The organism is Streptomyces krungchingensis (assembly GCF_054729265.1).
Genome location: NZ_JBPUKY010000001.1, coordinates 5,009,169 through 5,032,089, shown reverse-complemented (window position 1 = coordinate 5,032,089; position 22,921 = coordinate 5,009,169). Strand labels below are relative to the sequence as shown.

General features: G+C 72.8%; 18 protein-coding genes. 12 read left to right on the top strand and 6 right to left on the bottom strand.

Annotation, left to right across the window (positions count from 1 at the left end; genetic code table 11):
* From ACSYGO_RS22075 to ACSYGO_RS22040, 8 genes are all read left to right on the top strand, one after another.
* Entirely contained in the window at window positions 1–795 is a 795-nt protein-coding gene (locus ACSYGO_RS22075) for a TIGR03084 family metal-binding protein (protein ID WP_432172572.1), read from the top strand.
* Window positions 792–2,480 carry an acyclic terpene utilization AtuA family protein gene (locus ACSYGO_RS22070; protein WP_432186143.1) on the top strand — a complete coding sequence of 563 codons (1,689 nt, stop codon included), beginning with the start codon at window positions 792–794 and terminating at the stop codon, window positions 2,478–2,480. The genes ACSYGO_RS22075 and ACSYGO_RS22070 overlap by 4 nt, the downstream gene beginning before the upstream one ends.
* Complete coding sequence (locus tag ACSYGO_RS22065) at window positions 2,477–4,075, top strand: acyl-CoA carboxylase subunit beta (RefSeq protein WP_095935063.1); 1,599 nt, start codon at window positions 2,477–2,479, stop codon at window positions 4,073–4,075. The genes ACSYGO_RS22070 and ACSYGO_RS22065 overlap by 4 nt, the downstream gene beginning before the upstream one ends.
* A gap of 10 nt (window positions 4,076–4,085) precedes the next feature.
* Entirely contained in the window at window positions 4,086–5,945 is a 1,860-nt protein-coding gene (locus tag ACSYGO_RS22060; protein ID WP_460387351.1) for an acetyl/propionyl/methylcrotonyl-CoA carboxylase subunit alpha, read from the top strand.
* 100 nt (window positions 5,946–6,045) lie between these two features.
* Entirely contained in the window at window positions 6,046–7,206 is a 1,161-nt protein-coding gene (locus ACSYGO_RS22055) for an acyl-CoA dehydrogenase family protein (protein WP_426677533.1), read from the top strand.
* A 28-nt stretch (window positions 7,207–7,234) separates the two neighbouring features.
* Window positions 7,235–8,800, top strand: coding sequence for a 4-coumarate--CoA ligase family protein (locus ACSYGO_RS22050; RefSeq protein WP_426677534.1), 1,566 nt, complete (start codon window positions 7,235–7,237; stop codon window positions 8,798–8,800).
* Window positions 8,797–9,531, top strand: coding sequence for an enoyl-CoA hydratase family protein (locus ACSYGO_RS22045; protein WP_432172575.1), 735 nt, complete (start codon window positions 8,797–8,799; stop codon window positions 9,529–9,531). The genes ACSYGO_RS22050 and ACSYGO_RS22045 overlap by 4 nt, the downstream gene beginning before the upstream one ends.
* A complete protein-coding gene (locus ACSYGO_RS22040; RefSeq protein WP_426677536.1) occupies window positions 9,519–10,136 on the top strand; it encodes a TetR/AcrR family transcriptional regulator in 618 nt (205 codons plus the stop codon). Before ACSYGO_RS22045 ends, ACSYGO_RS22040 begins: the two co-directional genes overlap by 13 nt.
* A 36-nt stretch (window positions 10,137–10,172) precedes the next feature.
* On the opposite strand, the gene pdxH is transcribed toward ACSYGO_RS22040, so the two are convergent.
* Window positions 10,173–10,811: a pyridoxamine 5'-phosphate oxidase gene (pdxH, locus tag ACSYGO_RS22035; RefSeq protein ID WP_426677844.1), complete on the bottom strand. Its 639-nt coding sequence runs from the start codon at window positions 10,809–10,811 to the stop codon at window positions 10,173–10,175.
* 497 nt (window positions 10,812–11,308) lie between these two features.
* Between pdxH and ACSYGO_RS22030 the strand changes: the two genes are divergently transcribed.
* Window positions 11,309–12,409 (top strand): citrate synthase 2, encoded by a 1,101-nt coding sequence (locus tag ACSYGO_RS22030; RefSeq protein WP_460387348.1) that lies wholly within the window; start codon window positions 11,309–11,311, stop codon window positions 12,407–12,409.
* Window positions 12,410–12,440: 31 nt separating this feature from the next.
* Here ACSYGO_RS22030 and ACSYGO_RS22025 read toward each other — a convergent pair whose 3' ends face one another.
* The gene (locus tag ACSYGO_RS22025) at window positions 12,441–13,496 is read right to left on the bottom strand and encodes an isopenicillin N synthase family dioxygenase (RefSeq protein ID WP_435223490.1); all 1,056 of its coding nucleotides are present in this window, start codon (window positions 13,494–13,496) and stop codon (window positions 12,441–12,443) included.
* Window positions 13,497–14,307: 811 nt separating this feature from the next.
* Between ACSYGO_RS22025 and ACSYGO_RS22020 the strand changes: the two genes are divergently transcribed.
* Window positions 14,308–15,690, top strand: coding sequence for a PAS domain-containing protein (locus ACSYGO_RS22020; RefSeq protein WP_432172579.1), 1,383 nt, complete (start codon window positions 14,308–14,310; stop codon window positions 15,688–15,690).
* Window positions 15,691–15,931: 241 nt separating this feature from the next.
* On the opposite strand, the gene ACSYGO_RS22015 is transcribed toward ACSYGO_RS22020, so the two are convergent.
* Entirely contained in the window at window positions 15,932–16,687 is a 756-nt protein-coding gene (locus ACSYGO_RS22015; RefSeq protein ID WP_460387345.1) for an SIS domain-containing protein, read from the bottom strand.
* Between the two features lie 332 nt (window positions 16,688–17,019).
* Here ACSYGO_RS22015 and ACSYGO_RS22010 point away from each other — a divergent pair, with 332 nt between their 5' ends.
* Window positions 17,020–17,712 (top strand): metal-dependent transcriptional regulator, encoded by a 693-nt coding sequence (locus ACSYGO_RS22010; RefSeq protein WP_028802813.1) that lies wholly within the window; start codon window positions 17,020–17,022, stop codon window positions 17,710–17,712.
* A gap of 746 nt (window positions 17,713–18,458) precedes the next feature.
* The gene (locus tag ACSYGO_RS22005) at window positions 18,459–19,328 is read left to right on the top strand and encodes an alpha/beta fold hydrolase (RefSeq protein ID WP_426677541.1); all 870 of its coding nucleotides are present in this window, start codon (window positions 18,459–18,461) and stop codon (window positions 19,326–19,328) included.
* Between the two features lie 167 nt (window positions 19,329–19,495).
* Here ACSYGO_RS22005 and ACSYGO_RS22000 read toward each other — a convergent pair whose 3' ends face one another.
* The 3 genes from ACSYGO_RS22000 to ACSYGO_RS21990 form a co-directional block, all read right to left on the bottom strand.
* A complete protein-coding gene (locus ACSYGO_RS22000; protein WP_460387343.1) occupies window positions 19,496–21,109 on the bottom strand; it encodes a transporter in 1,614 nt (537 codons plus the stop codon).
* Window positions 21,106–21,897, bottom strand: a complete 792-nt coding sequence (locus ACSYGO_RS21995) for an ABC transporter ATP-binding protein (RefSeq protein ID WP_426677543.1) — start codon at window positions 21,895–21,897, stop codon at window positions 21,106–21,108. The genes ACSYGO_RS22000 and ACSYGO_RS21995 overlap by 4 nt, the downstream gene beginning before the upstream one ends.
* 130 nt (window positions 21,898–22,027) lie before the next feature.
* Window positions 22,028–22,669 (bottom strand): bifunctional DNA primase/polymerase, encoded by a 642-nt coding sequence (locus ACSYGO_RS21990; protein ID WP_426677544.1) that lies wholly within the window; start codon window positions 22,667–22,669, stop codon window positions 22,028–22,030.
* Between the last annotated feature and the right edge of the window lie 252 nt (window positions 22,670–22,921).

Here is a 22,921-nt window from a genome sequence, read left to right as displayed (position 1 = left end):
GTGTCCGACGCGTCGTCAGTGATCGACGATCTGCAGCAGGAGAGCGAGGAACTCGACCGGCTGGTCGGGGAGTTGGAAGCGGACCGGTGGGCGCTCGACACACCCGCCGCGGGGTGGACCGTCGCCCACCAGATCGCCCACCTCGCCTGGACCGATCACTCCGCACTGCTCGCCGTCACGGACGCGGACGCCTTCCACGCCCTGGTCGAGAAGGCGCTCGCGGCCCCCGACTCGTTCGTGGACCAGGGGGCCGAGGACGGCGCCCGGCTCGCGCCCGCCGATCTGCTCGCACGGTGGCGGGACGGGCGGACCGCGCTCGACCGCGCCCTGCGCGAGGCCCCGGCCGGCGCCCGCTTCCCCTGGTACGGGCCGCCCATGTCCACCGCCTCCATGGCCACCGGACGGCTCATGGAGACCTGGGCCCACGGCCAGGACGTCGCCGACGCGCTCGGCGTGGTCCGCGCCCCCACCGACCGGCTGCGGCACGTGGTCCGCATCGGCGTCCGGGCACGGAACTTCGCGTTCGGCGCCCACGGACTCCCCGCACCCGCCGAGGAGTTCCGGGTGGAGGTCACCGCCCCCTCCGGCGCCTTGTGGACCTACGGCCCCGAGGACGCGGCCCAGCGTGTCACCGGATCCGCGCTCGACTTCTGCCTCCTGGTCACCCAGCGCGCCCACCGCGCCGACCTCGCCGTGCGCGCCGACGGCGCCGACGCCGACCGCTGGCTCGACATCGCCCAGGCCTTCGCTGGCCCGCCCGGCACCGGCCGCGCGCCGCGGGAGACGGCCCGGTGAGCGCCCCGGCAGCCCCGCTGCGCATCGGCAACGCCTCCGGCTTCTACGGCGACCGCTTCGACGCCGTGCGCGAGATGCTCACCGGCGGCGAACTGGACGTCCTGACCGGCGACTACCTCGCCGAGCTGACCATGCTCATCCTGGGCAGGGACCGCCTCAAGGACCCGGCCGCCGGCTATGCCCGCACGTTCCTGCGGCAGTTGGAGGACTGTCTCGGCCTCGCCCACGAGCGCGGCGTGCGCATCGTCACCAACGCCGGCGGGCTCAACCCCGCCGGACTCGCGGACGCCGTGCGGAAGCTGGCGGAACGGCTCGGCATCCCGGTGCGCGTCGCCCACGTCGAGGGCGACGACCTCACCGCGGAACATCCCGGCAGTCTGGCCGCGCACGCCTACCTCGGCGGCTTCGGCATCACCGCCTGCCTGCGGGAGGGCGCGGACGTCGTGGTCACCGGGCGGGTGACCGACGCGGCCCTGGTCACCGGGCCCGCCGCCGCCCACTTCGGGTGGGGGCCCGCGGACCACGACCGGCTCGCGGGCGCCGTCGTCGCCGGACACGTGCTGGAGTGCGGGACCCAGGCCACCGGCGGCAACTACGCGTTCTTCCGGGACGGCGACGTGCGGCGGCCCGGCTTCCCGCTGGCGGAACTCCACGAGGACGGCAGTTGCGTCATCACCAAGCACGACGGCACCGGCGGCTTCGTCGACGTCGGCACGGTCACCGCGCAACTGCTCTACGAGACGGGCGGCGCCCGGTACGCGGGACCCGACGTCACGGCCCGGCTGGACACCGTGCGGCTCGCCCCGGAGGGCCCCGACCGCGTCCGGATCGAGGGCGTGCGTGGTGAGGCGCCGCCGCCGACCCTCAAGGTCGGCCTCAACAAGCTCGGCGGTTTTCGCAACGAGGTCGTCTTCGTCCTCACCGGACTCGACGTCGAGGACAAGGCCGCGCTCGTCCGCGAGCAGATGACGGACGCGCTCGCCAAGTCGCCGCCCGCCGAGGTGCGGTGGGAACTGGCCCGCACCGACCGGACCGACGCGGACACCGAGGAGACGGCGAGCGCGCTGCTGCGGCTCGTCGTGCGGGACCCCGACCAGCAGACCGTCGGGCGGGCGCTGAGCGGCGCGGCCATCGAGCTGGCGCTCGCCAGCTACCCCGGCTTCCACGTACTGGCGCCCCCCGGCAAGGGCGCGCCCTACGGCGTCTTCGAGGCCGTGCACGTCCCCCGGGCGGCCGTCGCCCACACGGCGGTCCTGGACGACGGACGCAGGATCCCGGTGCCCGGGGCGCCGGACACCCGCGTCCTCGACGACGTCCCGGACCCCGTCCTGCCCGACCCCCTGCCGCCGGGACCGACGCGCCGCGCGCCGCTCGGCCGGGTCGCCGGCGCCCGCAGCGGGGACAAGGGCGGCGACGCCAACGTGGGCGTGTGGGCGCGCACGGACGACGCCTGGCGCTGGCTGGCCCACGAGCTGACGGCCGACCGGTTCCGGGAGCTGATGCCCGAGAGCGCCCCGCTGACCGTCGTCCGGCACGTCCTGCCCCATCTGCGCGCCCTCAACTTCGTCGTCGAGGGAATCCTCGGCGAGGGCGTCGCCTCCCAGGCCCGCTTCGACCCCCAGGCCAAGGCCCTGGGCGAATGGCTCCGCTCCCGTCACCTGGACATTCCGGAGAGCCTCCTGTGACCGTCCTTCCCACCGCGCTCGACACCAAGAGCCCCGAGTACGCGGCCCACCGCGAGACGATGGCGGCCAAGCTCGCCGAACTGGAGGGCGAGCACGCCAAGGCCCTCGCGGGAGGGGGCGAGAAGTACGTCGCCCGGCACCGCGCGCGCGGCAAGCTGCTCGCACGCGAACGCATCGAACTGCTGCTGGACCCGGACACCCCGTTCCTGGAGCTGTCGCCGCTGGCGGCCTGGGGCAGCGAGTACACGGTCGGCGCCTCCCTCGTCACCGGCATCGGCGTGGTCGAGGGGGTCGAGTGCCTGATCACGGCGAACGACCCGACCGTGCGCGGCGGCGCCAGCAACCCGTGGAGCCTGAAGAAGGCCCTGCGGGCCAACGACATCGCGCTCGCCAACCGGCTGCCCTGCATCAGCCTCGTCGAGTCGGGCGGCGCCGATCTGCCCTCGCAGAAGGAGATCTTCATCCCCGGGGGCGCGATCTTCCGCGACCTCACCCGGCTGTCGGCGGCGGGGATCCCCACCGTGGCGGTCGTCTTCGGCAACTCCACCGCGGGCGGCGCGTACGTCCCCGGCATGTCCGACCACGTGATCATGGTCAAGGAGCGTGCCAAGGTCTTCCTCGGCGGTCCGCCGCTGGTGAAGATGGCCACGGGCGAGGAGAGCGACGACGAGTCCCTCGGCGGCGCCGAGATGCACGCGCGCGTGTCGGGACTCGCGGACTACTTCGCCGTCGACGAGGAGGACGCGCTGCGCCAGGCCCGGCGCGTGGTCGCCCGCCTCAACCACCGCAAGGCGTACGGCGATCCGGGCCCGGCCGCGCCGCCCAAGTACGACGAGGACGAACTGCTCGGGATCGTCCCCGGCGACCTCAAGCACCCCTTCGACCCGCGCGAGGTGATCGCCCGGATCGTCGACGGCTCGGACTTCGACGAGTTCAAGCCCCGCTACGGGACCAGCCTGACGACCGGCTGGGCCGCCCTGCACGGGTACCCCGTCGGCATCCTCGCCAACGCCCAGGGCGTGCTCTTCAGCGCCGAGTCCCAGAAGGCCGCCCAGTTCATCCAGCTCGCCAACCAGCGCGACATCCCGCTGCTGTTCCTGCACAACACCACCGGCTACATGGTCGGCAAGGAGTACGAGCAGGGCGGCATCATCAAGCACGGCGCCATGATGATCAACGCGGTGAGCAACTCCCGGGTCCCGCACCTGTCGGTGCTCATGGGGGCGTCGTACGGAGCCGGGCACTACGGCATGTGCGGGCGCGCCTACGACCCGCGCTTCCTGTTCGCCTGGCCGAGCGCCAAGTCGGCGGTCATGGGTCCGCAGCAGCTCGCGGGCGTCCTGTCCATCGTCGCCCGGCAGTCGGCCGCGGCGAAGGGACGGCCCTACGACGACGAGGCCGACGCCGCGCTGCGCGCCATGGTGGAGCAGCAGATCGAGTCCGAGTCGCTGCCGATGTTCCTGTCCGGCCGGCTGTACGACGACGGGGTCATCGACCCGCGCGACACCCGCACCGTCCTCGGCATGTGCCTGTCCGCGATCCACACGGCGCCCTACGAGGGCGTGCGCGGTGGCTTCGGCGTCTTCCGGATGTGAGGTCCCTCCAGTGATCAGCTCAGTCCTTGTCGCCAACCGGGGCGAGATCGCCTGCCGTGTCTTCCGCACCTGCGGCGAACTCGGGATCCGGACCGTCGCCGTGTACTCCGACGCCGACGAGAACGCCCTGCACACACGCATGGCGGACGCGGCGGTGCGGCTGCCGGGCGCGGCCCCGGCGGAGACGTACCTGCGCGCCGACCTGATCGTGAAGGCGGCGCTGAACGCGGGCGCGGACGCCGTGCACCCCGGCTACGGCTTCCTCTCCGAGAACGCCGACTTCGCGCGCGCCGTCCTCGACGCCGGCCTCGTGTGGATCGGGCCGCCGCCCGGGGCGATCGAGGCGATGGCCTCCAAGACCCGCGCCAAGCAGCTGATGGGCATCGAACCCCTCGCGTCGGTGACGGACGGCGACCTGCCCGTGCTGGTGAAGGCCGCCGCGGGCGGCGGCGGACGCGGCATGCGGATCGTGCGGGACCTGGCCGACCTGGACGCGGAGCTCGCGGCGGCACGCGCCGAGGCACTGAGCGCGTTCGGCGACGGCGAGGTCTTCGTCGAGCCGTTCGTGGAAGGCGGCCGGCACGTCGAGGTGCAGGTCCTCGCCGACACGCACGGCACGGTGTGGGCGCTGGGCACCCGCGACTGCTCCCTCCAGCGCCGGCACCAGAAGGTTGTCGAGGAGGCGCCGGCACCGGGCCTGGGCGACGAGCTCGCCGCCGAGCTGCACGCGTCGGCCGTGCGCGCCGCCCGCGCCGTCGACTACGTGGGCGCCGGGACGGTCGAGTTCCTGGTCGCGGACGGCCGGGCGCACTTCCTGGAGATGAACACCCGTCTCCAGGTGGAACACCCGGTGACCGAAGCCGTGTTCGGCATCGACCTGGTGGCGCTGCAGATCCGGATCGCCGAGGGCGGTGCCCTGGAGGACGAGCCGCCCCGGGCGCGGGGGCACGCGGTCGAGGCCCGCCTGTACGCGGAGGACCCGGCACGCTCCTGGGCCCCGCAGACCGGGGTCCTGCACCGCCTCGCCGTCCCGGACGGCATCCGCCTGGACACCGGGTACGCCGACGGCGCCGAGATCGGCATCCACTACGACCCGATGCTCGCCAAGGCGGTCGCCCACGCCCCCACGCGCGCCGAGGCCGTGCGGAAACTGGCGGGCGCCCTGGAGCGGGCGACCGTGCACGGCCCGGTCACCAACCGGGATCTCCTCGTCCGCTCCCTGCGGCACCCGGAGTTCGCCGAGGCCCGCATGGACACCGGGTTCTACGACCGCCACCTGGACGAGCTGACCGAGCCCGCCCCCGACCCGTACGCGCCGCTGGCCGCGGCCCTCGCCGACGCGCACGGCCGGTCCCGGTTCGGCGGCTGGCGCAACGTGGCCTCGCAGCCGCAGGTCAAGCGCTACCTGATGGCCGGCACCGAGCACGAGGCGCGCTACCGCCACACCCGCGAGGGCCTCGCGGCCGACGGAGTGCGCGTGGTGCGCGCCGACGACTCTCTCGTCGTCCTCGAAGTCGACGGTGTGCGGCGCGACTTCGCGATCGCGCGCCATGGCGACCAGGTCTTCGTGAACGCCACCGCGCTGACCGCGCTGCCGCGCTTCCGTGATCCCACCGCCCAGCAGGACCCCGGCTCGCTGCTCGCACCCATGCCCGGAACCGTCGTACGCGTCGCCGAGGGCCTGGCCGTCGGCACCTCCGTACGGGCGGGGGAACCGCTGCTGTGGCTGGAGGCGATGAAGATGGAGCACAAGATCTCCGCGCCCGCAGCGGGCACGCTGACGGCCCTGCACGCGGCCCCCGGCCGGCAGGTCGAGGTGGGCGCGCTGCTCGCGGTCGTGCAGCCGGCCCCGCAGGACGACACCCCGTAACGCCCCGGTGCGGCGGCCGGTGCCGCCGCGCCGCGCGCGACCCGGCCGGACCGCGCGACCCGTCATGAACCAGCCGTACTTTCCGTCTTCAGGAGGCTCCATGAGTTCCGCCGTCGAGACCGAAGAGCACAAGGCACTCCGTTCCGCCGTGGCCGCCCTGGGCGCGCGCTACGGCCGCGACTACCTCGCCAAGGTCGTCGCTGACGGAGGGCACCCCGACGAACTCTGGTCCGAGGCGGCCAAGCTCGGCTACCTCGGCGTGAACCTGCCCGAGGAGTACGGCGGCGGAGGCGGTGGCATAGCGGAACTCTCCATCGTCCTGGAGGAGCTGGGCGCCGCCGGCTGCCCCCTGCTGATGATGGTCGTCTCGCCCGCGATCTGCGGGACCGTCATCGCACGGTTCGGCACCGAGGAGCAGAAGCGGCAGTGGCTGCCCGGACTCGCCGACGGCAGCCGCACGATGGCATTCGGCATCACCGAGCCCGACGCCGGCTCCAACTCGCACCGGATCACCACCACGGCCCGCCGGGACGGCACCGACTGGGTCCTCACCGGCCGGAAGGTGTTCATCTCGGGCGTCGACATCGCCGACGCGACGCTCATCGTGGGCCGCACGGAGGACGCACGGACGGGCAGCCTGAAGCCCTGCCTGTTCATCGTCCCGCGGGACGCGGAGGGCTTCGGCCGCCGTCCCATCGACATGGAACTGCATGGCGCGGAGAAGCAGTTCGAGCTGACCCTGGACGACGTGCGGCTGCCCGCCGACGCGCTCGTCGGCGACGAGGACGCCGGCCTGCTCCAGCTCTTCGCCGGCCTCAACCCCGAGCGGGTGATGACGGCCGCGTTCGCGATCGGCATGGGCCGGTACGCCCTCGCCAAGGCCGTCGGGTACGCGCGCGAGCGCACCGTGTGGAAGGCGCCCATCGGCGCCCACCAGGCCATCGCGCACCCCCTGGCGCAGTCCCACATCGAACTCGAACTGGCCCGCCTGATGATGCAGAAGGCGGCGTATCTCTACGACCGCGGGGACGACGTGGCGGCCGGAGAGGCGGCGAACATGGCCAAGTACGCGGCCGGTGAGGCCTGCGTACGGGCCGTCGACCAGGCCGTGCACACCCTCGGCGGCAACGGCCTCACCCGTGAGTTCGGCCTCGCCTCCCTGATTACGGCCTCGCGCGTGTCTCGTATCGCGCCGGTGAGCAGGGAGATGATTCTCAACTACGTCTCCCACCAGACCCTGGGTCTGCCCAAGTCGTACTAGGACCCGGCGAGCCGCTCCAGGAGGAACCGTGTTCCGCAGCGAGTACGCAGACGTCCCGGCCGTCGAGCAACCCATCCACGAGGCCGTCCTCGGCGGGGCCGCCGAGCGCGGCGACACGCCCGCGCTCGTCGACGGTGTCGACGGCACCACGCTCACCTACGGCCAACTCGACCACTTCCACCGCAGGCTGGCCGCCGCGTTCGCCGAGGCCGGCGTCCGCAAGGGCGACGTGCTGGCCCTGCACAGCCCCAACACCATCGCCTTCCCCACGGCGTTCTACGCGGCCACGCGCGCGGGGGCCTCGGTCACCACCGTGCACCCGCTCGCCACGGCCGAGGAGTTCGCCAAGCAGCTGCGGGACAGCGCGGCGAGCTGGATCGTGACCGTGTCCCCGCTGCTGGAGACCGCCCGCCAGGCGGCCGAACTCGCGGGCGGGGTACGGGAGATCTTCGTCTGCGACCAGGCGCCGGGGCACCGTTCGCTGATCGAGCTGCTCGGCAGCACGGCGCCCGAGCCCCAGGTGCACATCGACCCCGTCGAGGACGTCGCGGCACTGCCGTACTCCTCGGGCACGACGGGCGTCCCCAAGGGCGTGATGCTCACCCACCGGTCCATCGCCACCAACCTCGCACAGCTCTCGCCGTGCATGCCGATGGGCACCGGCGACCGCATCCTCGCCGTACTGCCCTTCTTCCACATCTACGGGCTGACCGCCCTCATGAACGCGCCCCTGAGGCAGGGCGCCACCGTCGTGGTGCTGCCGCGCTTCGACCTGGACACCTTCCTCGCGGCCATCCAGAAGCACCACATCACCGGTCTGTACGTGGCCCCGCCGATCGTCCTGGCCCTCGCCAAACACCCGGCCGTCGCGCAGTACGACCTGTCGTCCCTGAAATACATCATCTGCTCGGCCGCGCCGCTGGACGCGGCCCTGGCCGCCGCCTGTTCGCGGCGGCTCGGACTGCCGCCCGTCGGCCAGGCGTACGGCATGACGGAACTGTCGCCCGGCACGCACGTCGTCCCGCTGGACGCCGAGAACCCGCCGCCCGGGACCGTCGGCAAGCTGATAGCCGGCACCGAGATGCGGATCGTCTCCCTCGACGACCCCGCCAAGGACCTGGGCGTCGGCGAGGCCGGCGAGATCACCATCCGCGGACCCCAGGTGATGAAGGGCTACCTCGGGCGCCCCGACGCCACCGCCGCGATGATCGACGCGGACGGCTGGCTGCACACCGGGGACGTCGGCCATGTCGACGCCGACGGCTGGCTCTTCGTCGTCGACCGCGTCAAGGAGCTCATCAAGTACAAGGGCTTCCAGGTCGCGCCCGCCGAACTGGAGGCGCTGCTGCTCACCCACCCCGGCATCGCCGATGCCGCCGTCATAGGGGTCTACAACGAAGACAACAACGAAGTCCCGCACGCCTTCGTGGTGCGCCAGCCGTCCGCACCGGACCTCTCCGAGGCGGAGGTCATGATGCACGTCGCCGAACGCGTCGCCCCGTACAAGCGGGTCCGCATGGTCACCTTCGTCGACGGGGTCCCCCGGGCCGCCTCCGGGAAGATCCTGCGCCGTCAGCTGCGGAGCCTTTCATGACCGTCGTGCACGCGGCACACGACCGCGCCGTCACCACGCTGACCCTCGACTCGCCCGCCAACCGCAACGCCCTGTCGGCCGTCCTCGTGGGCGAACTCGCCGACGCGCTCACCCGGTGCGGCAAGGACGACGGCGTGCGCGCCGTCGTCCTCACCCACACCGGGAACACCTTCTGCGCGGGCGCCGACCTGCGCGACCCACCGCACCCGGACGCCCTCGTCGCGCTGCTGCGGCAGATCGTCGAGCTGCCCAAGCCCGTGGTGGCCCGGGTGACCGGCCATGTGCGGGCGGGCGGGCTCGGCCTGCTCGGGGCCTGCGACATCGCGGTCGCGGGGGAGGGGGCGAGCTTCGCCTTCACGGAGGTGCGTATCGGCGTCGCACCCGCCGTGATCTCCCTCACGCTGCTGCCCCGCACCGACCCGCGCGCCCTCGCCCGCTACTACCTCACCGGCGAACGCTTCGACGCCGCCGAGGCGGTCCGCACCGGTCTGCTGACGGCCGCCGGCCCCGACGCCGACGAGGTGCTCGCCCCGGTCCTCGACGGGGTGCGCCGGTCCTCGCCCCAGGCTCTCGCCGAGACCAAGGCGCTGCTCACGGCTAAGGTGCTGGAGACCTTCGACCGGGAGGCGGCCGGGCTGACCGCGCTCTCGGCCCGGCTGTTCTCCTCCGCGCAGGCCGCCGAGGGGATGACCGCCTTCCTCGAACGACGGGATGCCGCATGGGTGGTGTGAGCACGACGGAACACGTCGGGCGTCTTCCGCATGTCCCCAAGCAGGACCGCAGCCGGGCCACCCGGCAGCGGCTCCTGGAAGCCGCCGTGGCCTGCCTCGCCGAACACGGCTGGGCGGGCTCGACGGTCTCCGTCGTCGCCGAGCGCGCCGGTGTCTCCCGGGGCGCCGCCCAGCACCACTTCCCCACCCGTGAGGACCTGTTCACCGCGGCCGTCGAGTACGTCGCCGAGGAACGATCCACCGCCCTGCGCGCGCTCTTCCCCGACGGCGCCGCCGACCGCCGGGTCGTGGTGGCCGCCCTCGTCGACCTCTACACGGGGCCGCTCTTCCGCGCCGCCCTGCACCTGTGGGTCGCCGCCTCGAACGAGGACCAACTGCGGACGCGGGTCACCGAGCTGGAGGCCCGCGTCGGCCGTGAGAGCCATCGCATCGCGGTCGACCTGCTGGGCGCCGACGAGTCCCGGCCGGGAGTGCGCGAGACGGTGCAGGGCCTGCTCGACATGGCCCGCGGTCTCGGCCTCGCCAACCTCCTCACCGACGACGGGGCGCGGCGGGCGCGGGTGGTGGAGCAGTGGGGGGCACTCATGGAGCAGGCGCTGGACTGAGGCCGCGGGCCGGAGCCCCGGGCCCCGGCCCGACCCTCAGGGGCTGAGGCGCTCCACCCGCCAGCTGCCGTCCGGTTCGGCCACGTAGCGGAGCCGGTCGTGGAGCCGGTTCTCACGGCCCTGCCAGAACTCGACGGCCTGCGGGGCGACGCGGAAACCGCCCCAGTTCGGCGGCACCGGGACCTGCTCGCCCTCCGGGTACCGGGCGCTCAACTGCGCGTACGAGGACTCCAGTTCGTCCCGCGAGGCGATGACCGAGGACTGCTCGCTGGCCCAGGCGCCGAGCTGCGAGCCGTGCGGGCGGGTGCGGAAGTACGCCGCGGTCTCGTCCCGGGCGGTGCGCCGCGCCGTGCCGGTGACGATCACCTGCCGGGCCATGGGGTGCCACGGGAAGAGCAGCGAGACGTACGGGTTCTCGGCCAGCTCGCGGGCCTTGCGCGAGTCGTAGTTGGTGTAGAAGACGAAGCCCTGCTCGTCGTACTGCTTGAGCAGCACGGTGCGGGAGCTCGGCCGGCCGTCGGCGTCCGCCGTGGAGACGACCATCGCGTTCGGTTCGTGCACGAAGCCGTGCACCGCCGCCTGCGCGGCCTGCCGGAACCAGTGGCCGAACTGATCCATGGGGTGCGCCGCGAGATCGTCCTCCACCAGGCCCTCGGCGCGGTAGTGCGCACGCATCGCGGCGGGATCGACGGCCAGCTCCTCCTCGGCGGCCTCTGCCGCCTCGGCGGCACGCTGGACGATGGGTTCGGCGGCGGAGTCGTCCGGGAAACGATCGTTCACGCGGTCATCTTGCCGTATACGCGGCCCTCCCTGGAGAGGAGTGTGGTTCATCACTGCGTGGCACTGAGTGCCGCACACCCTCCCCAAAGGTGGCACCCGGGGATATCGTGCTGCTGCCGTCGCGGTTGGATGACCGCCAGCCGCACGGGGCATCACCGGGGTGAGACCGCTTCGGACCGCGAGTCGCAGAGGGCTGTTCGGACGACTTCCGAGATCTTTCGGAAATTGCCCGCAGCCTTCGCCGCCGACCGTGGAACCGGACCGGCCGGTCGAACGACCATCGACCGTCGCCCTGTCGTCCACGCCTGACACATGGTCGCGAACACGCGTACACCCGTACGTGCCGTACACCCCCACAGCCATCTGTCGCACACGTCACGAGGAGCCGCCTGATGTCCGACTTCGTACCCGGACTCGAAGGAGTCGTCGCGTTCGAAACGGAGATCGCCGAACCGGACAAGGAGGGCGGCGCACTCCGGTACCGGGGCGTCGACATCGAGGACCTGGTCGGCCACGTCTCGTTCGGGAACGTGTGGGGTCTCCTCGTCGACGGCGCCTTCAACCCCGGCCTGCCGCCCGCCGAGCCGTTCCCCATCCCCGTCCACTCCGGCGACATCCGCGTCGACGTGCAGTCCGCGCTCGCGATGCTCGCCCCCGTCTGGGGCCTCAAACCGCTCCTCGACATCGACGAGGAGCAGGCCCGCGACGACCTCGCCCGCGCCGCCGTCATGGCGCTGTCGTACGTCGCCCAGTCCGCCCGCGGCCAGGGCCTGCCCATGGTGCCGCAGAGCGAGATCGACAAGGCGCACTCCGTGGTCGAGCGGTTCATGATCCGCTGGCGCGGCGAGCCCGACCCCAAGCACGTCGCGGCCGTGGACGCCTACTGGACGTCGGCGGCGGAGCACGGCATGAACGCCTCCACCTTCACGGCCCGCGTCATCGCGTCCACCGGCGCGGACGTGGCGGCGGCGCTCTCCGGAGCGGTCGGCGCGATGTCCGGACCGCTGCACGGCGGCGCGCCCTCCCGCGTCCTCGGCATGATCGAGGAGATCGAACGCACCGGGGACGCCGAGGCCTACGTCAAGAAGGCCCTCGACAGGGGCGAGCGCCTGATGGGCTTCGGCCACCGGGTGTACCGCGCCGAGGACCCCCGCGCGCGCGTGCTCCGCCGCACCGCCCGCGACCTCGGTGCCCCCCGCTTCGAGATCGCCGAGGCCCTGGAGAAGGCCGCTCTGGAGGAGCTCCACGCCCGCCGCCCGGACCGCGTGCTGGCGACGAACGTCGAGTTCTGGGCCGCCATCATGCTCGACTTCGCCGAGGTCCCGGCGCACATGTTCACCTCGATGTTCACGTGCGCCCGTACCGCCGGCTGGTCGGCGCACATCCTGGAGCAGAAGCGCACGGGCCGCCTGGTGCGCCCCTCCGCGCGCTACGTGGGCCCCGCGGCGCGCGGCCCGCAGGCGATCGTCGGGTACGAGGACATCGCGCACTGAGGGGCGCCGAGCCCCACTCGCACGCCGGTCGTCACGCGGGGGTGAGCAGCTCCGCGTGATGACGGGCGGCGGCCAGCGGGTGGGCGCGCAGCTTCCCCTTCAGCTCGTTGAAGCCGTACTCCGCGAAGAGCGGGTTGTCCGGGTCCGTCGTCACACCGGGGGCGGCGGACGCGTACGGGAAGGGCAGCGGCTCGATACGGGCGTCCAGCCGGGGGTTGTAGAAGAACGGCACCGAGAACCGCTCGGTGGCCCCGGCGGGACTCACCACCCGGTGGTTGGTGGCCAGCAGGTACCCGTTCGTGGCCACCTCCAGCAGCTCGCCCAGGTTGACGACGAAGGCACCCGGCAGCGGCGGCACGTCGTGGAACAGCCCGTCCTCCCGCTGCACCTGGAGTCCGCCGACCTGGTCCTGGAGCAGCAGCGTCAGGAAGCCGTAGTCCTTGTGCGCGCCGACGCCCTGATCGGCGCCGTCCCCGGAGCTCCCGGGGTAGCGCACCAGCTTCAGGTGCGGGTGCGCGCGCTCCCCGAAGACCGGGTCGTAGAAGCCGGCCGGAGCCCCGATCGCGGTCAGCAGCTCGCGCAGCAGCCGCTCGGCGACCGAGCTGAGCCGGTCGATCCAGGCGAGCGCCGCGGTGCGCAGCTCGGGCAGCGCGGCGGGCCACTGGTTCGGGCCCTGCAGCCACCAGTAGGCGGGCTCGCCGGGGCCCGGCACGTGCGGGGCCCGCTCGGCCCCTATGTCCAGCTGGTCGCGCCAGTCCCGGCTGCCGCCCGTGCGCTCGTCGCCGGTGCGGGTGTAGCCGCGGAAGTGCGGCGAGTTCACGTTGTCGAGGGCGAGCCGGTCGGCCTCGGGGAGGGCGAAGAACCGGTGCATCGCGCGCAGCAGCGCGCCGGTCTCCTCCTCGCTCACGCCGTGCCCGACGAGCTGGAAGAAGCCCACGTCGTGGGCTGCGCTGTGCAGCTGCGCGTGCAGCAGGGCGCGGGCCTGGGGTCCGCGGTCGGCCGCGGACAGATCGATGATCGGAAGCTGCCGGGAGCCGTGCTGCTGCCCGGGCAGGCGGTGGTCCGGGGAAGACGTGTACGTCGTCATGAGGTGCGTCCGCAGGGTGTACGGGTGCCCGGGCGGCCGCCGGGGGTGGGGCGGGGGCCACGGGTGCCAAATGGAAGAGGAGGCCGTGCGAAGAGGGGCTGGGTCAGGCAGAGCGCCGACAGCCCATGCTCGTGACGCGCACGAAGTCCACGTGGCGGCGTCGAACGAGCATCGGAAGCATGGCCCAAGAGTACTGCGGGCCTTCGGATACGGGTGTGTCCCGCCTCACACCCCGCGAAATCGCCCGCGGGCGGGTGCGGGGCGCGGGTCGGGCGGCCCCGCGGACGAGGGTGCCGGGCGCGGAACGCCCCGTGAAACGCAGACGACCTGCGGGCTCGGGTCCCTCCGCCTCGCGGCAAAGGAGCCGGCCGGACGTACCGGCGAGCCCACAGGTCGGGTGACTGCTTGGGATTGGGGCCGGCTGCACGCTCGATTCACGTGCTGGTCCGGCACCGCACTGGATGTGGTGACGGGCCGCTAGCCCGCAGCCACCTCACGCGTCCGGTTTCCATACATCTGCCGAACCACCTCCCTTCTCGTGTGCACCACACACTAGGAACCGATCCCGCACGCTTCAACCGTTTTTTTGGAAAGTATCCGCGGCGCCCGTGCGGGGCGTTCCCGCAGGCCCCGTGCGGTGGCCGGGAAAGTCATGGGTTTCTGGGGCGGGCGGGACGGAAATCCGGCGTACAACGATTTCGTCCAATCTTTGGGGAAGGCGATGTGGGCTGGGTCACGTTCGAGTTGAATGATTGCCAGTGAGTGAACTGTCGCGCCGTACGTGCGGACACACAGCCTGCAGGGGGTCCAGGTGAGTGCTTCCCGGCGTAGTGGGACCACCGACGAGCTGGGGCCCGACGAGCCCGAGCGGGATGGTTCGGATCTGCTTGCCGCGCTGTTGGACGGGATGGACGCGGCGCTGTGTGCCTTCGACGCCGACGGCGTCGTCACCCACTGGAACCGCGAGGCCGAGCGCATCCTGGGCTGGACCGCCGCCGAAGCCGTCGGCCGGCACGGGTTCGCCGGATGGGCGGTGCGCACCGCGGACGCCGAGGAGGTCGAGGCGCGGCTGCTGTCCGCCATGCAGGCACCCGGACGGCAGGTCCACGAGTTCGCCCTGCTGACCAAGGAGGGCGGCCGGGTGCTGGTGCGCACCCAGTCCGCCGCCGTGCGCGGACCGGACGGCAAACCCGCCGGCGTGTACTGCGCCTTCAGCGAGGTGCACGCCCAGATCGACCTCGAACGGTCCATCGCACTCAGCGAGGCGCTGTTCGAGGACGCCAGTTGGGGCGTCGTCCTCGTCGACGCCGACCTGCGGCCCGCCGTCGTCAACGCCCACGCCGCGCGAGCCCTCGGGACCGGCCGTACGTCCCTGCTCGGCCGCCCCCTCGGAGAACTGCTCTCCCAGGGCGTCGAGGACCTGGAGGGTGCGCTCACCCATGTGCTCGCCGAGGGCGCCCCGCCCGCGCCCGCCGAGATGTGGGTGAGCCTGCGGACCCCGGAGGGCGAGAAGCGGCGCTGCTGGCGCAGCGGGTTCCTGCGCCTCGCCTCACCGCTCGCCGAGGAGCCCGTACCGCTCGGCGTGGGATGGCTCTTCCAGGACGTGACGGAGGCCAAGCAGGCCGAGCAGGACGCGGCTCAGCTGCGCTTCCGCGCCATCCAGCTGCACCGCGCGGCACGGGCCGCCGCCGAGTGCGAGGACCCGGCGGAGGCCGCCACCGTCCACCTCGACTTCTCGCTCGCCGGCTTCGCCGACCACGCGCTGATCGACCGGGTGGCGGGCGGCTCGCTGCGCGACGGGGAAGGCCCCGTCCGGCTCGTCCGGGCCGCCGCCACGCCCTCCGGGGCACCCGGCCCGAGCATGCCGACCGGCAAGGCGGGACTGCCCGTGCGCTACGGGGACGGACATCCCGCGCTCCAGAGCGTGGACCGCGCCGGGTCCGTACGGGCCAGCGCGGGTGCCGCCGGGACCGAGCAGGCACGCGAGTGGGCCGTGGCCCGCCAGTGGCCGCCGGACTCGGTGCACGCGCTGTGCGTGGTGCTGCGCAGCCGTGGACGGACCCTGGGCGTCGTGACGTTCCTGCGGGGCGCGGGACGCAGCCAGTTCGAGCGCTCGGACGCCACGTACGCGGAGGACGTGGCCGTCCGGATCGCGATGGCACTGGACCTGGAGGGACTGCTGGGGAGCGAGTAGGGACCGGCCCCGCGCTCCGGCCCGTGTCCGCCTGCCGGGGCGGGACGCCTGAACTGCCGGGGAGCGCGCAGGGTCCGGCCCCGCCGCCCTGGCGTGCCCGTCATGGGCGGGACACGTGGACCGCCGGGCGGGCCTGGCCCCGCTGCCCGCGCGTGCTCGCCGGGACGAGGCACCCGGTGCCTGGGCTGCCGGGCCACGGCGGTGCCGGGGGGCAGGCCGTTCCCGCCTCCGGCGGGCCGGGTCAGCGCCGGTAGAAGATCCGGTCCCCGTACTCCGTCATCACCCGGTTGTTCCAGTCGTGGCCGCCGTCCACGTTGCCCGAGCGCAGCAGGGGCGGTTCGATGCCGCGGCCGGCGAGGGTGCCCGCTGCCGTCGCCATGACGGCCTGGAGCACGGCCGTGGTCACCACGGTGGACGCGGGGGCGAAGGGGGCCTCGATCGCGTCGAGGGTGAGCTCCGCGTCACCGACCGCGATCTTCGAGTCGAGGACGACGTCGCAGTGGTCCTTCAGATAGGTGCCCGAGACGTGCCGCGACGTCGTCTCGGTGGCGTAGGCGACCGAGGTGACGCCGATGACCTTCACCCCCAGCGCGCGGGCGTTCATGGCCATCTCCACCGGGAGCGCGTTGCGGCCGGAGAGCGAGATGATCACGAGCAGGTCGCCGGAGCGCAGCGGGCTGCAGTCGAGGACCGCGCTCGCCAGCCCGTCGACCCGCTCCAGGGCGGAGCCGAGCGTGGCGGGCATGACGTCGACGCCCACGACCCCCGGCACGGTCAGCAGGTTCATCAGGGCGAGGCCGCCCGCGCGGTACACGATGTCCTGCGCGGCGAGCGAGGAGTGCCCGGCGCCGAAGGCGAACAGCCGCCCGCCGTCCGCGACGGTGTCGGCGATCAGGGTGCCGGCCGCCTCGATGTCCGCGGCGCCCTCGTCCCGTACCCGCTGGAGCAGGCCGATCGCGGCGTCGAAGAACTGCCCGGCCAACTTGCTGTCGCTCATCGGCGAAGCCCTTTCCACGTCTCGTCGTATCGTCGGGGTCGACGCGCACGGCCGAAGGGCGGCTGAACCGGAGTCCCGGTGCGGCCGTACTCCTGTCGTGTCGCGGATCACGTTGCGGTCTGGACCACTGCGCTGTCAACAACGCCCGCCCGTCCGGGCGGGTCCGTCGCTCCGGCCCGCTCCCTGCCCGCACGGCCGCGGCGGGCAGGCGTGACGGCCCGGTTTCGACGGCCGGGCACGGTTGTCAGTGGTATGCGTCAGAATTGAGTTCAGGGCCAGCGCACACGCCGGTGGGCCGTCGCGTCTCCGGCAGAGCTAATCGAGGGGCACGAATGTCCGGACTGATCGACACCACGGAGATGTATCTCCGCACCATCCTCGAACTCGAGGAGGAAGGCGTGGTCCCCATGCGCGCCCGGATCGCGGAGCGGCTCGACCAGAGCGGCCCCACGGTCAGCCAGACGGTGGCGCGCATGGAGCGCGACGGCCTGGTGGCGGTGGCCAGCGACCGCCATCTGGAACTCACCGAGGAAGGGCGGCGGCTGGCCACCCGGGTGATGCGCAAGCACCGTCTCGCGGAGTGCCTGCTCGTCGACGTGATCGGTCTGGAGTGGGAGCAGGTGCACGCCGAGGCGTGCCGCTGGGAACACGTGATGAGCGAGGCCGTCGAGCGCCGCGTCCTGGAGCTGCTGCGCCACCCGACCGAGTCGCCGTACGGCAACCCGATCCCCGGCCTGGAGGAGCTCGGCGAGAAGGACGGCGCCGACCCGTTCCTCGACGAGGGCATGGTGTCCCTGTCCGAGCTCGACCCGGGTATGGACGGCAAGACCGTGGTGGTCCGCCGGATCGGCGAGCCGATCCAGACGGACGCGCAGCTGATGTACACGCTGCGGCGCGCGGGCGTGCAGCCCGGCTCCGTGGTGAGCGTGACCGAGTCGGCGGGCGGGGTCCTCGTGGGCAGCGGCGGTGAGGCCGCCGAGCTGGAGGCGGACGTCGCCTCCCACGTGTTCGTCGCCAAGCGCTAGCGCCCGCGTCCTGGGCGGCGCTTCGGGGCCCGTGCTCGTGACGGGCCGCCCGCGCCGCCCGCCGGAGGCGCCGGCGCGACCGGTACCCGCGAGGGGCAGCTCCCGGGGGCCGGCGCGGGGACGGCATCGGCCGGTCCCGCGCCGGTTCCCGGGCGCACGCCGTCCCGTGTACCGCGCATTCCGGCCGATCCGCTTGGGACATGTCAACTCCCGCGGTGTCAGGGGCAGTTGTGATGTCTCCGCGATCCCGCCGAAACCAAGATTCAGTGTGCGGAATCGCAGCGGCGGGACCGTATGCGTGCGAGGCTGTCGCGTGAGGCATATGACCTGAGGGCTCTTGACCGTGTCCGAGAGCGATGGTGCGCGGTCGGGGAGGGGGCGCAAGGATGTGCCGTAGTCGTGGAGAGGGCCCCGGCGCCGCATGGCGCCGGGGCCTGTCCTCCCCTGTGCTGACCCGGAGCCCCGAGCTCTCAGGGTCAATCCCCTCGGACCGTTTTCCCCGAGCGGTCCGCCTCCCGCTGAAGATCTCCCCTCGGCGGCGGCGGTCAATCCTGGGACATGGTCACTCGAATGAGGGGTGTTGCAGCCAGGAGGCCCATTTTCGAAACCTCATTCGATAGCGTGGCGGTGCGTCAGGGGTACATGTAGAGCAGCACACCAGCAGGAGCAGCGGCAGGAAGCGGTACGAGTGGACCGGCCGGTTCGAGCGGGAGTGAGCCGGTCCGAGCGAGCTAGGGGGGTGCCCGATGGTGCGGCGCATCGACGTGAGGGGAACGGGCGGCGTACGCCTCGCCGCTTGGGAGTTCGCCGACCCGCCGAAGACCGACCCGCCCAGGGCCTCGGAGGAGTCGCCCGGCGTGCTGTTACTGCACGGCCTCATGGGCCGTGCCTCGCACTGGGCGTCCACCGCCCGCTGGCTCTCCGAGCGGCACCGTGCCGTCGCGCTCGACCAGCGCGGCCACGGCCAGAGCGAGAAGCCGCCGGAGGCGGAGTACACCCGCGAGGCCTATGTGGAGGACGCCGAGGCCGCCCTCGAACAGCTCGGTCTCGCCCCCGCCGTCCTGATCGGCCATGCCATGGGCGCGCTGACCGCCTGGCAGCTCGCCGCCAAGCGCCCCGACCTCGTCCGTGGAGTGATCATCTGCGACATGCGGGCCTCCGCGCTCGGGGCCGCGTCCCAGCGTGAGTGGGAGGACTGGTTCAAGGCCTGGCCCGTACCCTTCGCCACCCTCGCCGACGTACGGAAGTGGTTCGGTGAGGACGACCCCTGGGTGGAGCGCCCCAACCCGTCCCGCGGCGAGTTCTACGCCGAAGTGATGCACGAGTCCCCGGACGGCTGGCGCCCGGTCTTCGAACCGGAGCAGATGCTCAAGTCCCGCCAGACCTGGGTGTTCGACGCCCACTGGGAGGAGCTCGCGCAGGTCCGGTGCCCCGCCCTGGTCGTCCGGGGCCTCGACGGCGAACTGGGCCGCGCCGAGTCCCAGGAGATGGTCCGTGTCCTGCCGCGCGGCCAGTACGCGGAGGTGGCCGACGCCGGGCACCTGGTGCACTACGACCAGCCGGAGGCCTGGCGCGCGGCCATCGAGCCGTTCCTCGACGGCGTCCTCACCGGCTAGGTCCCCCGACCGGCCTCGGCGCCCGCACCTGGGCTGTCCCGTACCCACGACCTCGTCCCGGCCCGCGTCCGGGCTCCGTGACGGTGCCGCTCCGCCGCCACTTCCCCGCGACGGCCCCTGAGCCGTGGGATCCGTGAGATCCGTGGGATCCGCGGCCGGCCTGTGGATCAGCCCTTGCTGACCGCCGCCAGTATCTCCGGCAGCCGGTCTGCCGTCCGCGGTGCCGCCATCCGCAGCCCCAGCTCCGTGATCAGGGCCCCGTATCCGGCGCCCAGCGGCAGCACCAGCCAGCTCCAGTCGTCGCCGCCGGACGTCACGTTCAGCCAGATGGTGAGCGCGATGACGGGGGCCGCGAGCAGCGCCGCCGAGACCATGCCGCCGACGACGGAGATCCAGGCGAGGCCCGCCTGCCCCGGGGCCACGTTCTTGTAGCCCTCCTGCGGGATCGAGTACGGGAAGCGTGCCGAGGACCACGCGCCGGTCGCCAGCATCGCGCCGAGCAGCGCGAAGGACAGACCGAGCACCTCGGGCAGCTTCGGCCAGTCGCCGAGCATCGCCGTCGTCAGGACGGTGACGAGCGTCGCGTACGGCAGGGTGATCACCAGCAGCGCCAGCGCACGCCCGCGCAGCTCGACGTACGCGTCCCGGGTGGACGAGATCGTCATCGCGACCATCCAGAACGCGGACGTGTCCTGCCCGAACTGGTTGTACATCTGGATGCCGAGCATGCCCGCGGCGAAGCACGCGAAGTAGATCGAACCGGTGCCCTGGAGAGCGTTGAACACCGGCACGATCAGACCGATGGCCAGCGACGTCACCCAGGCCGCCTTGGTCTTCGGATCGCGCCACACGTACCGCAGGCTGCGCTCCATGACGGTCCCGGTGCGCCCGGACGGCAGGAGCCGGGCCGCTCCCGACGCCCCCTTCTCCCGCGCGGCCGGCTCGGCCGCCTGAAGCGTCGAACCGTCCGGCGAGGTCATCAGACGGGTCAGATGCCGCGACCACAGTGCCAGCAGCCCCGCCAAGGCGGCCACGGCCAGCAGCAGTTGGACCACGCCGGTCGTGTACGACCCGTCGCTCACCGAGTCCACCGCGCCGATCGCGGAGGCGGGCGGCACCCAGCGCAGTACGTCCGCCACGGGGTCGAGCTGCGACAGACCGCCCGCCGAACCGAGGCGCTGCGCACCGAAGTTGACCAGCTGCGCGCCGACCGCGATCACCAGACCGCTGAGCACCGCGAGATCACGGCCCTTGCGGCTGGACAGCAGCCGGATGTTGGCGGCGGCGACGGCCCGTGCGAGGGCCACGGAGACGAGGAGTGCGACGGCCACGGCGACGACGGCGGTGACGTACGCCGCCGCACCGTGCGCGACGGAGATCACCGAGCCGATCAGCAGACAGAGCGTGAAGAGAGGCCCGACGCCGACCAGGGAGGCCGCCAGCAGCGCCCGTACCAGCGGGTGCGGACGCAGCGGCAGCATCACCAGACGCGTCGGGTCGAGGGTCTCGTCGCCGCTGGGGAAGAACAGCGGCATCACGGCCCAGCCGAGTGCGAGCAGCGCCACCAGCAGCAGGGCGACGGCGGGCGCGTGCGTGTTGCCGCGCAGCGCGATCAGGCCGATCAGCTGAAGGGCGGCGACGAGCAGGACGAGGACGACGGAGGAGACGTACGCGGCCCGCCGGCCGGCCGACTGGCGCAGCCCGTTGCGCAGCAGCGACAGCTTCAGCCGTACGACGACGGGGGTGATCGACGCGGTCGAGACGCCGCCGGCGGCGCTCATCGTGCCCCGCCGCCCAGCCAGTCCAGATCGGCCCCGGCGGAGCGGCCCTGCGCGCCGACCAGTTCGAGGAAGGCCTCCTGGAGGGAGGGCGCGCCGCCACGGACCTCGGCGAGCGGGCCGTGCGCGCGGATGCGCCCCGCGGCCATCACGGCGACCCAGTCGCACAGCGACTCCACCAGCTCCATCACATGGGAGGAGAACACGACCGTGGCGCCGGAGCCGGTGTAGCGCTCCAGGACACCGCGGATCGTCTGCGCGGAGACGGGGTCGACGCCCTCGAACGGCTCGTCGAGGAAGAGGACCTCCGGGTTGTGCAGGAGGGCACAGGCCAGGCCGATCTTCTTGCGCATGCCGGTCGAGTAGTCGACGACGAGTTTGTGCTGGGAGCCCGCGAGGTCGAGGACGTCGAGGAGCTGGGTGGCGCGCTTGTCGACCTCGGCGCCGGGCAGACCGCGCAGCCGGCCCGTGTAGGCGAGGAGTTCGCGCCCCGAGAGCCGTTCGAACAGCCGCAGCCCCTCGGGCAGCACGCCGATGCGCGCCTTCACCTCCACCGGGTCGCGCCACACGTCGTGGCCGACGACCTCGACGGTGCCCTGGTCGGGCCTGAGCAGCCCGGTCACCATCGACAGCGTGGTGGTCTTGCCGGCCCCGTTCGGGCCGACGAGCCCGATGAACCGGCCCGCGGGCAGCTCCAGATCGATCCCCGCGACGGCGATCTGTTCCCCGAACCGCTTCCAGAGCCCCTGTACACGTACGGCGGGCACACCGGCCCCTGCTCCCTCGGTCATGCGAGAACCCTACGTGGGTGCGGTGCAGCCCCCGGAAGCCCGGAGACCGGCGGGCGGGCGCACGGCGACCGCGGACAGCCGTGCGCCCGCCGACGCCGAACGGCGGTGGCGGGCAAGGCGGTCGGCGGTGCTACCGGTCCCGTCCGCACGCGTACGCCAGGGGCGAGATGAGCTCCTCCGCGTCCGGCAGCCACCGGTTGGCGGGCGTGGGGCGGCGGGCCCACTGCACGGCGCCGCGGGAACCGAAACGGGTGGGCGGGGCGGCCACGTACGAGCCCTCGCCGAGCGCCTGCAGATCGAGGGAGGCGGGCGGCCAGCCCAGCTTCCGCACCAGGTCGGGGACCTTCGCGGCGGCACCCGGGAGCACGAAGAAGTGCATGCGGCGGTCCGGGGTGCAGGTGACCGGACCGAGGGTCAGCTCCATGCGCTCCATGCGGGCCAGGGCGAGGAAGCCGGCCGTCTCCGGGACGTCGATCGCGTCGAACGTCCGCCCCGTGGGCAGCAGGATCGACGCCGACGGCTGCTTCGACCACAGCCGGCGCGCGACGGTCGAACTGCCCGTCGCCTGAGTCGCCCAGTCCTCGCGCGCCGGGTGCGCGCCGGGTGAGGCGCACGCGGGATCGCCGCAGGAGCAGTGCTGCACCCCGTCGACGGCTTCCAGCCAGGTGCCCGGGACCACGTCCCAGTGGCGTTCATCGGCATAGCGCACGGCGGTTTCCTGCAGCGATTCGCCACGCTGCTGGGGGATATGTGCGGACTCGGTGCCTGCCATGGTCTTTTCCACGTGGAACTCAACTCCCGTGTCCACCTCGGGTTACGGGGGACACACGCGCGGGGGAGGAGCATCGATTCCGCGTCTGGGGCGCATGGATGCACGTGTGGGGGCGCGCGGGAGGAACAGCCGCGGGGAGTGGGTAGGCAGCGGTGGGGTCGGCAACCGCCTTTACCCCGGCAAACCTCACATGTCTCGCATCTTCGGCATGTCTGCGGGGCATTGATCTTCCTGGCCGACTTCTTTCGGTGC

Excerpts from the sequence above, each read along its gene's own strand:
- ACSYGO_RS22055 (WP_426677533.1), top strand. The coding sequence starts at position 6,046 with ATGAGTTCCGCCGTCGAGACCGAAGAGCACAAGGCACTCCGTTCCGCC.
- ACSYGO_RS21995 (WP_426677543.1), bottom strand. The coding sequence starts at position 21,897 with ATGACCGAGGGAGCAGGGGCCGGTGTGCCCGCCGTACGTGTACAGGGG.
- ACSYGO_RS22015 (WP_460387345.1), bottom strand. The coding sequence starts at position 16,687 with ATGAGCGACAGCAAGTTGGCCGGGCAGTTCTTCGACGCCGCGATCGGC.
- ACSYGO_RS22030 (WP_460387348.1), top strand. The coding sequence starts at position 11,309 with ATGTCCGACTTCGTACCCGGACTCGAAGGAGTCGTCGCGTTCGAAACG.
- ACSYGO_RS22025 (WP_435223490.1), bottom strand. The coding sequence starts at position 13,496 with ATGACGACGTACACGTCTTCCCCGGACCACCGCCTGCCCGGGCAGCAG.
- ACSYGO_RS21990 (WP_426677544.1), bottom strand. The coding sequence starts at position 22,669 with ATGGCAGGCACCGAGTCCGCACATATCCCCCAGCAGCGTGGCGAATCG.
- ACSYGO_RS22005 (WP_426677541.1), top strand. The coding sequence starts at position 18,459 with ATGGTGCGGCGCATCGACGTGAGGGGAACGGGCGGCGTACGCCTCGCC.
- ACSYGO_RS22010 (WP_028802813.1), top strand. The coding sequence starts at position 17,020 with ATGTCCGGACTGATCGACACCACGGAGATGTATCTCCGCACCATCCTC.
- ACSYGO_RS22045 (WP_432172575.1), top strand. The coding sequence starts at position 8,797 with ATGACCGTCGTGCACGCGGCACACGACCGCGCCGTCACCACGCTGACC.
- ACSYGO_RS22000 (WP_460387343.1), bottom strand. The coding sequence starts at position 21,109 with ATGAGCGCCGCCGGCGGCGTCTCGACCGCGTCGATCACCCCCGTCGTC.
- ACSYGO_RS22040 (WP_426677536.1), top strand. The coding sequence starts at position 9,519 with ATGGGTGGTGTGAGCACGACGGAACACGTCGGGCGTCTTCCGCATGTC.
- pdxH (WP_426677844.1), bottom strand. The coding sequence starts at position 10,811 with ATGCGTGCGCACTACCGCGCCGAGGGCCTGGTGGAGGACGATCTCGCG.